Below are 9,194 nucleotides of genomic sequence, written 5' to 3' on the forward strand. Positions count from 1 at the left end.
TCACGATGTTCTGCGGCGTGGCGCGCTTGAGGTACACCGTGTAGACCAGCGCGTAGCCGATGATCGAGGCGAAGGTGAGGGCCGCGGTCAGCCAGTTCACGAAGACCGCGAGCACGAACATCGAGGCCGCGGCGAGGAAGGAGGCGAAGGGCACCACCTGCTCGGAGCTCAGCCTGCCGCTCGGCAGCGGCCGGTCCATGGTGCGCGCCATGCGCGCATCGATGCGCTGGTCGAGCAGGTGATTGAAGGCCGCGGCCGAGGCCGCGGCGAGACCGATTCCGACCGTCCCCCAGAGCAGCACCCCCGGCGGCGGGAGGGCCGGACTGGCGAGGAACATCCCCACCACGGCGGTGAACACGATGAGCGCCACCACCTTGGGCTTGGTGAGCTGGTAGTACTGGCCGAGGGTGGCGGTCATCGCGAGGGTCGGGCCGCCCCGGATGGCTTGCGCTGCCGCAGTCGCAGCGGCTGAGACGGGCGAAGGCGATGATAATCGGGTGGGCGCTCGGGGAGGAACGAAGGGGATGGAATGCTGGGGAAAGCGCAGTCCGGACGGGAGCTGGCACCCTCTGGTCGACCATTGCGTCGACGTCGCTTTCGCGTTCCGAAGCCTGCTCGAGCTGCCGCGACTCGCCCGCTCCCTCGCGGAGCTCGATCCCGCCCAGCGCGAGCGGCTCGCGGTGCTCGCCTTCCTCCACGACTTCGGCAAGGCGAACCGGGGCTTTCAAGCCAAGGCCATTCCCGGCGCCCGAGACACCTGTGGCCACGTGATGGAGGCCGTCGCCTTCCTCCGGGAAGACTGCTGCCGGGCGCTCTGGCCTGAGGCTTGGCGTGAGCTTGTGGGCGCGATCGCAGGCTGGTTCAGGGACGGTGAGCAGGCACTCGCGATGCTCCTCGCAAGCCTCTCCCACCACGGCAGGCCGGTCTCCTGGTCGGACTATGACGCCTCCGGCATCGGCCATAGCGCGCATCGGTACTGGCGCAAGGCAGGGGACTGCAACCCCATCGCCTCGGTTGCGGCATTGGCCGACGCTGCCTTCCGCGTATTCCCGAGCGCCTTCGCGACCGGCGTTCCCCCGATCGATGCCGCGCCCGCGCTCCAGCAGCGCTTCGCGGGGCTGGTGATGCTCGCGGACTGGATCGCCTCCGACACCCGCTTCTTCCCCTACCGGAAGAGCGGCGAGGAGGACCGCCCCGCCTTGGCCCGGGAGGCCGCGCGCTGGGCGCTTCGCGCGATCGGGCTTGCCTCTCCGGACGAGCGCTCGCCCCGGGACTTCGAGGAGGCCCTCGGCTTCGCCCCCAGCCCCGTCCAGGCCGCGCTCCTCGGCAAGCTTCCCGTCGACGACTCGACGCGCCTGCTGCTGCTCGAGGCCGAGACCGGCTCGGGCAAGACCGAAGCCGCACTCGCCTGGTTCCTGCGCCTCTATGCCGCAAAGGAGGTGGATGGACTGTACTTCGCCCTGCCCACGCGCGTGGCCGCGCGCGAGCTCTACGGGCGGGTCCGGCGCGCGATCGAGCGGGCCTTTCCCGAGGAGGGCGCCCGTCCCCGTCCCGTTCTCCTCGCGGTTCCGGGATACGCGCGCGCCGACGGCATTCCTGCGGGAGAGGTCCTCGCCAATCCGCACGACCACCTCTGGCCGGATCGGGAGGAGGATCGCTGGCGCGAGAGGCTTTGGTCCGCCGAGCACCCGAAGCGCTTCCTCGCTGCGCCTGTGGCGGTCGGCACGGTGGACCAGGCCGTGCTGTCGGCCCTTGCGGTCCGGCACGGCCTGCTCCGCTCCGTCTGCCTCGACCGCAGCCTCCTTGTGGTCGACGAGGTTCACGCCTCCGATCCCTACCTGCGGGAGCTGGTCCGCGGCCTGCTCTGCGGCCATCTCGGCCGGGGCGGATGGGCGCTCCTGCTCTCCGCCACGCTCGGCGAGTCGGCGGCGGCAAGCCTCTTCGGGCGCGATCTCCTTCCGCTCGAGGAGGCGATGAGGCGACCCTATCCGCTGCTTTCCGCGCGGGACCGGGGCTGGTCGCACCCCTCGACGCGGCAGCGCAGGCTCCGCCTCGAGCCTCGTGCCTCCCTCGAGGATCAGCGCGCCCTCCTCGAGCCGGTCCGCTCCGCGCTCCGCGATGGGGCACGCGTGCTTGTCGTGTGCAACACGGTGCGGCGCGCGATCGCCCTCTTCCGCGAGGTCGAGAAGTTCCTCGGCGAGAAGGAGCCGGGACTGCTCGATGCCGTGTTCGCCGTCGACGGCCAACGCTGCCCCCATCACGGCCGTTTCGCCCCAGAAGATCGCGAACTTCTCGACGAAGCGCTCAGCCACACCCTCGGGAAGGGGTCCGCCTCTCGCCCCTGCCTCGTGATCGGCACCCAGACCCTCGAGCAGAGCCTGGACCTCGACGCCGACCTCCTCCTCACCGATCTGGCCCCGATCGACGTCCTGCTCCAGCGCCTCGGCCGCCTGCACCGGCACGACGGGCGCGACCGGCCGCACGCCTTCGCCGAGCCGCGCGCGCTCGTCTTTGTCCCCGAGAAGCCGCTCGAGCAGTACCTGGACGAGCGAGGGTGCCTGCGCGGGCCGGCAGGGCTCGGGGCCGTCTACCGGGACGGCCGGGTGCTGGCCCTCACGTGGGAACTCCTCCGGGAACGCGGGGAGGTAACCCTTCCCGACCAGGCCCGCGAGCTCATCGAGCTCGCCACCCATCCCGAGCGTCTGTTTCGGCTCGGCGAGAGCTGGCGCAGGCACGGCGACGAGCTCGAGGGCAAGGTCTGCGCCGAGGTCCGCCAGGCCCTGCGTTCGCTGGTCGACGACCGTCCCTTCGGCGAGCTGCACTACCCGGACAGGGGGGAGTCGGTGCTCACCCGTCTCGGCCTTCCGACCATGGAGCTCCCCCTCGCCACCCCGGTCCGCTCCCCGTTCGGCAGGGAGCTGCGGAGCCTGCCCATGCCCGCGCACTGGCTCGCGGGCGACGATCTCCGCAGGATTACCGACGTGCCCGTTCCCGTCGAGAGCGACGGCAGGGTGCTCCGCTTCTCGGTCAACGGCCGCCGCTTTCGCTATTCCCGCCTCGGTCTCGAACGGGACGACCCGGAGGATGACGATGCAGACGATGCATGACCTCCTCGCCGAGCCGGTCTTCGGCGTGCTCCTCGACCACGGCCCGGATCGGCTCAGTCTTCCGGGAATCCTTGCGGCCCTGAGCGGCGGCCGCCTGCGCGGCTTTCGCGGGCTTCGCCCCCACCAAGCCGACCCCTGGCATGTCTTTCTGGTCCAGCTCGCGGCGAGCGTCCATGCCCGCTTCCCCCGCGATCCGCCCCTTCCCGACGATCCTCCTTACTGGCAGGAGGGACTCCTCGCCCTGGCCGATGGCCTCGCGGAGGCTTGGGCTCTTGGGGTGGAGGATGTCACAAAGCCAGCCTTCTTCCAGCATCCCTGGGAAAGCCTCGGGGAGGAGGAGGACTATGGGCTGCGCCGGGTCCGCGGAAAAACCCTTCTCGAACCCCGGGCCATGACGCCGGATCAGCTCGACGTGCTGATCACGACGAAAAACCACGACCTCAAGGCTTCGCGCATCGCGCCGAGCGAGGCCGAGGCTTGGGCCTATGCCCTGGTTGCGCTCCAGACCACGAGCGGCTACCTCGGCAAGGGGAACTACGGGATCGTGCGCATGAACGGTGGGTTCGGCAGCCGGCCGATCGTCTCCTGGTGCCGCAGCCTCGATCCCTCGGCCCGCTTTCGCGAGGAAACGGAGGTCTTGATCCGGATCCGAGCGAGCATCCGACAATCCCACGGCTACGCCGAGCGGGGCGTGGTGTTGACCTGGCTTCGGCCATGGAATCGTGAGGATCATCAATTCCCCCTCTCTGCCCTCGAGCCGTGGTTCATCGAATGCGCTCGTCCGGTCCGTCTCTGGAGGACCGCGGAAGGGCGCATCGTCGCGCTCACCGCAAACAGCAAAAGGCGTCAGATCGATGCGTATGGCATCGACACCGGCGATGTCGGAGACCCATGGACCCCGATCTGGATCGCCGCCAAAGGGAATGGCCGTCTCGCCTTGACCGTCGAGGAGAGTGGTTTTACGCCCGAACTCCTCACCGCTCTCCTCTTTGAGCAGGGCTATGAGCTCACCGCCCTGCAGAAGCCCCGTCCGGCTGCCGCGCAAAGCACCCCGTCGGAGGCGCCCGAGTGGTTCGTCGCCTCCTGCCTCGTGCGGGGGAAAGGTGTGACCCATGGCTACCACCGGGTGGAACTCCCTGTCCCAGCCGTCGTTCGCCGCGCTCTTCTCGATGACCATCGGCGCAAGCGTCTCGGGGAACTCGCCCAGGGGATGCTTGGCGATGCGAGCAAGGTGGGGAGCTCTCTTTCGATCGCCCTTGCGCTCCTGATCGAAGGCGGTCCCGAGGAGGCCGACGCCGCGCGGGTCGAGTCGTGGCTCAGGGCGGTGCGGGAGCGCTTCGCGGAGGGCTGGCGCGCGACGTACTTCCCGATCCTCTGGCAGGGAGCGGCGCAGGACCACCATGCCGTGCGCGAGCGCTGGCGGCAGGAGCTGGTCGGGCTCGGGGAGCGCCTGCTTGCCGAGGCTGCCGCCATGCTCCCCCTGCCCTCGGGCCGCCGCTGGCGCGCGCGCACGCGCGCAGAGGGGCTATGGTGGGGAAGCCTGCGCAAGGCGGGCCTCCTCCCGGACACGGAAGAAGCGATGACCCACCCTTCTTCGTAAGCGGAGGACCTCATGAGCGAGCACGCCTATTCCGAGGAGAAGATCTCGCTTGCCGAGCGTGGCGAGCGTCTCTTCCGCGCCATCCACGCCGCTCGCTTCCCCAACGGGGACCGCGCGGCGCTGAGACGCTGGGCCCCTGGCCAGCCTCTACCGTTGGCCTTCTATCGCCTGTGGTTGCGAGATCTCGGCGAAGACCCCCCTGAGCGGCAGCTTGAGTCCTGGGCCGTCCTCGCCTGGAGTGCGGCGACCTTAGGACCGAACGGGCACGAACGGCAGCGTCCGCTGGGCCGCGCCCTGGCCGAGCACGGCTTCTCCGAGGGCCGCCTCGAACGCCTGCTCTCCGCACCGGCCGAATTGCGGGTCCCCCTGTTCATGGATGCGATCCGCTTCTTGGCCGCCAAGGGCGCACGCCTGGACCTCGCGGATGCGGCGCGATTCCTGTTGTTGGGCGAAGGCGAACGGCGCGAGAAGCTCCACCGGCAGATCGCCGCCGACTTCTACCGTCACCTCCCGCGCAACCCTTGACACCCACCGAGGAGCAGGACGATGTTTCTCCAGATCCACACCCTCATCTCCTACCCCGCGAGCCTGCTCAACCGCGACGATGCGGGGCTCGCCAAACGCATCCCCTTCGGTAATGCGATCCGTTTGCGGATCTCCTCGCAGTGCCTCAAGCGGCATTGGCGCGACGACCTCACCGCCGCGCTCCCCGAGCTTCCGGACGGCCAGCGGACGCGGCACTTCTTCACCCGGACGGTCCTTCCCAAGGCAGTGGCTGCGGGCGTACCAGAGCAGGATGCCGAGACGCTCGTCAGCCAGCTCGCGGAGCGGTTGATCGAGGGAGGGGTCAAGAAGGGAGGTGATCTCAACCAGCCGGTGCTCTTCGGGCTGCGGGAGGCCGACTACCTGGTCGAACTCCTGAAGGAGGCGGTTCAGCGCGCAAAGGGGAAGGGCGTCGGCGCGGAGAAGGCGCTCGAGGAGGTGGTGAAGGAGCAGGCCGAGAACCTGAAAGCCATGAGCAAGTCGGCGGCCGGTCTGACCGCCGCCCTCTTCGGGCGCATGGTCACCTCCGACCTGCTCGCCCGGGTCGATGCCCCGGTGCACGTGGCCCACGCGTTCACCGTCCATGCGGCCAACACCGAGCTCGACTACTTCACCGTGGTCGACGACCTGAGCCGGGAGGAGGAGACCGGTGCCGCCCATGCCAATCAGAGTGAGCTGGGCGCCGGCCTGTATTACGGCTACGTGGTGGTCGACGTACCCCTGTTGGTCAGCAACCTGACCGGGATTCCGCCCTCGGCCTGGGAGGAGCGAAAGACCGATCCCCTGGCCCGCCGGGTGCTCGAGGCACTGATCCTGTCGATCCTTCGCCAGAGCCCCGGTGCGAAGAGGGGGAGCACCGCCCCGTACGCCTGGGCGGATGCGCTCCTCCTCGAGGTCGGGCGGGAGCAGCCGCGCTCGCTCGCCAACGCCTTCCTCGACGCTCTGCGCCCCGACGGCCGCGGCGATCTTCGGCATCTCGCCCTGGAACGGCTGGCCGATTACGTGGCACGGCTGGATGCCATGTACGGTCCGCCGCAGGGATCGCGCTTTCTCTCGACGACGCTGGAGCCGCCCGCGCCACTGCCCGACAAGCGTCCCGTTCGTGAGAGCGTGGGCGCCGCCCTCACGGCGATCTTCGGCTGAGGTCGGCGGCGATGGACGTGTTGCTCCTTCGTTTTGACGCGCCGCTCATGAGTTTCGGCGCCGTCGTCGTCGACAACCGCCATCCGCTCTGGCGCTATCCGGCCGCCTCCCAGCTCGCCGGGATGCTTGGCAATGCCCTCGGCCTCGATCATCGCGAGGTGGACAGGCTCGAGGATCTCGAGGATCGCCTGCGCTTCGCCGCTCGCTGGGATGCCGAGCCGGAGCTCCTGGTCGACTACCAGACCGTCGATCTCGGCCAGCCGCATCTCGTCGGCACCGGCTGGACCACCCGCGGCCGGCGCGAGGACCGGCAAGGTGGCACGGCCTCCACTGCAACACACATCCGCTACCGCCATTACTGGGCGAATGGCATTCTCACCGTCGCGCTCGCCTTGGATGGGGAGGGATGGCCCTCGATCGGGGATCTGGAAATCGCCTTGCGGCGGCCGGCGCGGCCGCTCTTTCTCGGCCGCAAGCCCTGTCTGCCCGCAAGTCCAATTCTGCTTGGGCGCCGGCAGGCGGCCGGGGTTCGCGCTGCGCTGGCAGCGGAGCCGCGCGCGGAGGTCGGCCCGCGCCGGGCCGGGTTGCCGGAAGCCATCTGGCCGCTCGATGAGGGTCCTGGCCTGCGCATCGAGGAGCGCTTCGACCGGCGCGACTGGCGCAACAACATCCACCGCGGCACGCGCCGCTACGCGGTCGGACCGATCTAAGGAGCGGCCATGAGCGGGCTCCATCTCGTTCGTCTGCCGATACGCCTCCCGCCTCTGCTCCGCTTCTCCCGCGAGCGTGGGATTCCGCTTGAGGACGATGATCTCGGCTACTTGCTGCATGCCTGGCTCACTGCCCTGTTCGCCGGGGTCGCGCCCAAGCCCTTTCGCTACTTCGCGCGGCGAGGAGAGCTGCTGGGTTATGCCCGCGAGAGTGCCGAGGAGCTCCTCGAGCGGGCCAAGGCCTGTGGTGACCCCTTGGCCTGGTCGGCGCTCGAGGTCGATGGTGTGGCGAGCAAGCCCATGCCCGAGCGCTGGCGTTGCGGCCAGCGGCTCTGGATCGAGGCGCTCGTCTGTCCGACGAGCCGCCGGGGTGGAGAGGAGAAGGACATCTACTTGCGCGCCATCGATCGCGGAGTGGTGCCGGGTCGGTCGCGGGGTGAGCTCTATCGCGAGTGGTTCATCGCTCGGTGCCAGCCGGCCCTGGATCTTGAGCGGGTCGAGCTTCTCGGCATGCGCGCGCGCTGCCGGCTGATCCGGCGCTCGCGTCGGCAGGGTTCGCGGCTCCGAGTGGTGGAGCGACCGACGGCCCTGTTCGGAGCCTCGGCGAGGATTCGCGATGCCGCATCCTTCGCGTCCCTGCTGGCCCGTGGCATTGGTCGGCATCGGGCCTTCGGCTTCGGGATGCTCCTGCTCGCGCCGCCGCGATGAGTTCCTCCGGATTTTTGCCTGGCCGCTTAGGTCTCGCCGAGGCGCGAATTCCGCATGCCGACCGGCATGGTCTCCTTTGGTTGGAGTACGGGAGGCTTTCGGTCGAGGACGGGACGTTGCGCTTTTTGGCCGCGAAGAGCGACCTCTTCGAGGCCGGCGACTACGCAATCCCTTACCAGGGCATCTCGATGATCCTGCTCGGGCCTGGGACCAGCCTCACCCATGACGTGTTTCGCCTCTGTGCCCGGCACGGAACGCTCCTCGCGGCGGTTGGCGAGGGCGGGGTCAAACTGTACACCGCTCCCCCGATGGGCCAGGGGCGGTCGGACGTGGCTCGTATCCATGCCGAGCGCTGGGCCGATCCGAGGAGGCGTCTCGACACGGCGCGTCGCCTGTACGCGTGGCGGTTCGGCCGGGTGCTCCCGCACCGGGACATCGAAACTTTGCGGGGGATCGAGGGGGCGCGACTAAAGGAAAGTTACCGCCTAGTCGCGGAGCGGTTCGGGATCGTCTGGCATGGCCGCTGGTACGACCGGAACCAGCCGCTTGCCGCGGATCTCCCGAATCAGGCCATCAACCATGCGGCGACCTTCGTCGAGGCAGCCGCCGAAATCGCGGTGGCCGCAGTGTGTGCCCTGCCCCCCCTCGGATTCATTCACGAGGACTCCAGCATCGCCTTCACTCTCGATATCGCCGACCTTTGGCGGGTGGACCTCACCCTGCCCCTGGCCTTCGCGGCGGTGCGCGCATACCTCGACGGGAAGAGCGAGTCCCTCGAGCGCGAGGTGCGGTATCGTGCGGCCTTGGCCTTTCGCCGCGAGAAGCTCATCCCGCGGATGATCGAGCGGATCAAGCAGCTCTTTGACATCGATGACGGTGATCGTGGCGCGTAACGCCTCCGGCCGGACGCGTGGATTCCTCGCCTCCGTGGCGCTCGAGCTCGCTCCCGGGGTGTACTGTGCGCCACGAATGTCGCCTGCGGTACGGGAGCGCGTTTGGGAGGTGCTTCGGGAGTGGTTTCCGCACGAGCGGGACGCTTCTCTCGTCCTTCTGTGGCGCGAGCCGAGGGTTCCCGGAGAGATCGCGGTGCGGACGCTTGGCGTCCCGCCGGTTGCGCTCGCCGAGGTCGATGGGCTGGTGTTGAGCCGTCGCAGCGTCGAGGAGGCCAGAGGTGGATCGCCCGAGTAGGGCAGAGTGGGTTTTCCTCGGTAAAGACAATCACTTAGGATCTAGGGTCTCCCCCGCGCACGCGGGGATCGACCGTCCACGCCGGCACTACTGTGCCGAGCGTCTCGGTCTCCCCCGCGCACGCGGGGATCGACCCCCAGCGATCCACTCGCCTGCCATCGGGCGGTAGTCTCCCCCGCGCACGCGGGGATCGAC

At 69.2% G+C, this 9,194-nt stretch carries 9 protein-coding genes; 8 read left to right on the top strand and 1 reads right to left on the bottom strand.

Annotated features, from left to right (window positions below; genetic code table 11):
* Positions 1-418: UbiA family prenyltransferase (locus NZ773_15920; GenBank protein MCS6803414.1), on the bottom strand; the 418-nt coding region annotated here is incomplete at its 3' end.
* A 79-nt stretch (positions 419-497) separates the two neighbouring features.
* Between NZ773_15920 and cas3 the strand changes: the two genes are divergently transcribed.
* The 8 genes from cas3 to cas2e are packed head-to-tail and all read left to right on the top strand — an operon-like array spanning position 498 to position 8,999.
* Positions 498-3,107, top strand: a complete 2,610-nt coding sequence (gene cas3 / locus NZ773_15925) for a CRISPR-associated helicase Cas3' (protein ID MCS6803415.1) — start codon at positions 498-500, stop codon at positions 3,105-3,107.
* Positions 3,091-4,707, top strand: coding sequence for a type I-E CRISPR-associated protein Cse1/CasA (gene casA, locus NZ773_15930; GenBank protein ID MCS6803416.1), 1,617 nt, complete (start codon positions 3,091-3,093; stop codon positions 4,705-4,707). The genes cas3 and casA overlap by 17 nt, the downstream gene beginning before the upstream one ends.
* Before the next feature lie 12 nt (positions 4,708-4,719).
* The gene (casB, locus tag NZ773_15935) at positions 4,720-5,232 is read left to right on the top strand and encodes a type I-E CRISPR-associated protein Cse2/CasB (GenBank protein MCS6803417.1); all 513 of its coding nucleotides are present in this window, start codon (positions 4,720-4,722) and stop codon (positions 5,230-5,232) included.
* A 21-nt stretch (positions 5,233-5,253) separates the two neighbouring features.
* Complete coding sequence (gene cas7e, locus NZ773_15940; protein ID MCS6803418.1) at positions 5,254-6,393, top strand: type I-E CRISPR-associated protein Cas7/Cse4/CasC; 1,140 nt, start codon at positions 5,254-5,256, stop codon at positions 6,391-6,393.
* An 11-nt stretch (positions 6,394-6,404) separates the two neighbouring features.
* Positions 6,405-7,103 carry a type I-E CRISPR-associated protein Cas5/CasD gene (gene cas5e / locus NZ773_15945; protein ID MCS6803419.1) on the top strand — a complete coding sequence of 233 codons (699 nt, stop codon included), beginning with the start codon at positions 6,405-6,407 and terminating at the stop codon, positions 7,101-7,103.
* Between the two features lie 9 nt (positions 7,104-7,112).
* Positions 7,113-7,811 carry a type I-E CRISPR-associated protein Cas6/Cse3/CasE gene (locus tag NZ773_15950; protein ID MCS6803420.1) on the top strand — a complete coding sequence of 233 codons (699 nt, stop codon included), beginning with the start codon at positions 7,113-7,115 and terminating at the stop codon, positions 7,809-7,811.
* Positions 7,808-8,704: a type I-E CRISPR-associated endonuclease Cas1e gene (cas1e, locus tag NZ773_15955; GenBank protein ID MCS6803421.1), complete on the top strand. Its 897-nt coding sequence runs from the start codon at positions 7,808-7,810 to the stop codon at positions 8,702-8,704. Before NZ773_15950 ends, cas1e begins: the two co-directional genes overlap by 4 nt.
* Positions 8,682-8,999, top strand: a complete 318-nt coding sequence (cas2e, locus tag NZ773_15960) for a type I-E CRISPR-associated endoribonuclease Cas2e (protein MCS6803422.1) — start codon at positions 8,682-8,684, stop codon at positions 8,997-8,999. Before cas1e ends, cas2e begins: the two co-directional genes overlap by 23 nt.
* The last annotated feature ends 195 nt before the right edge of the window (positions 9,000-9,194 follow it).

It is taken from the genome of Dehalococcoidia bacterium (assembly GCA_025054935.1).
Taxonomy (GTDB): domain Bacteria; phylum Chloroflexota; class Dehalococcoidia; order SpSt-223; family SpSt-223; genus JANWZD01.

Excerpts from the sequence above, each read along its gene's own strand:
- casB (MCS6803417.1), top strand. The coding sequence starts at position 4,720 with ATGAGCGAGCACGCCTATTCCGAGGAGAAGATCTCGCTTGCCGAGCGT.
- cas2e (MCS6803422.1), top strand. The coding sequence starts at position 8,682 with ATGACGGTGATCGTGGCGCGTAACGCCTCCGGCCGGACGCGTGGATTC.
- casA (MCS6803416.1), top strand. The coding sequence starts at position 3,091 with ATGCAGACGATGCATGACCTCCTCGCCGAGCCGGTCTTCGGCGTGCTC.
- cas7e (MCS6803418.1), top strand. The coding sequence starts at position 5,254 with ATGTTTCTCCAGATCCACACCCTCATCTCCTACCCCGCGAGCCTGCTC.
- cas1e (MCS6803421.1), top strand. The coding sequence starts at position 7,808 with ATGAGTTCCTCCGGATTTTTGCCTGGCCGCTTAGGTCTCGCCGAGGCG.
- NZ773_15950 (MCS6803420.1), top strand. The coding sequence starts at position 7,113 with ATGAGCGGGCTCCATCTCGTTCGTCTGCCGATACGCCTCCCGCCTCTG.
- cas5e (MCS6803419.1), top strand. The coding sequence starts at position 6,405 with ATGGACGTGTTGCTCCTTCGTTTTGACGCGCCGCTCATGAGTTTCGGC.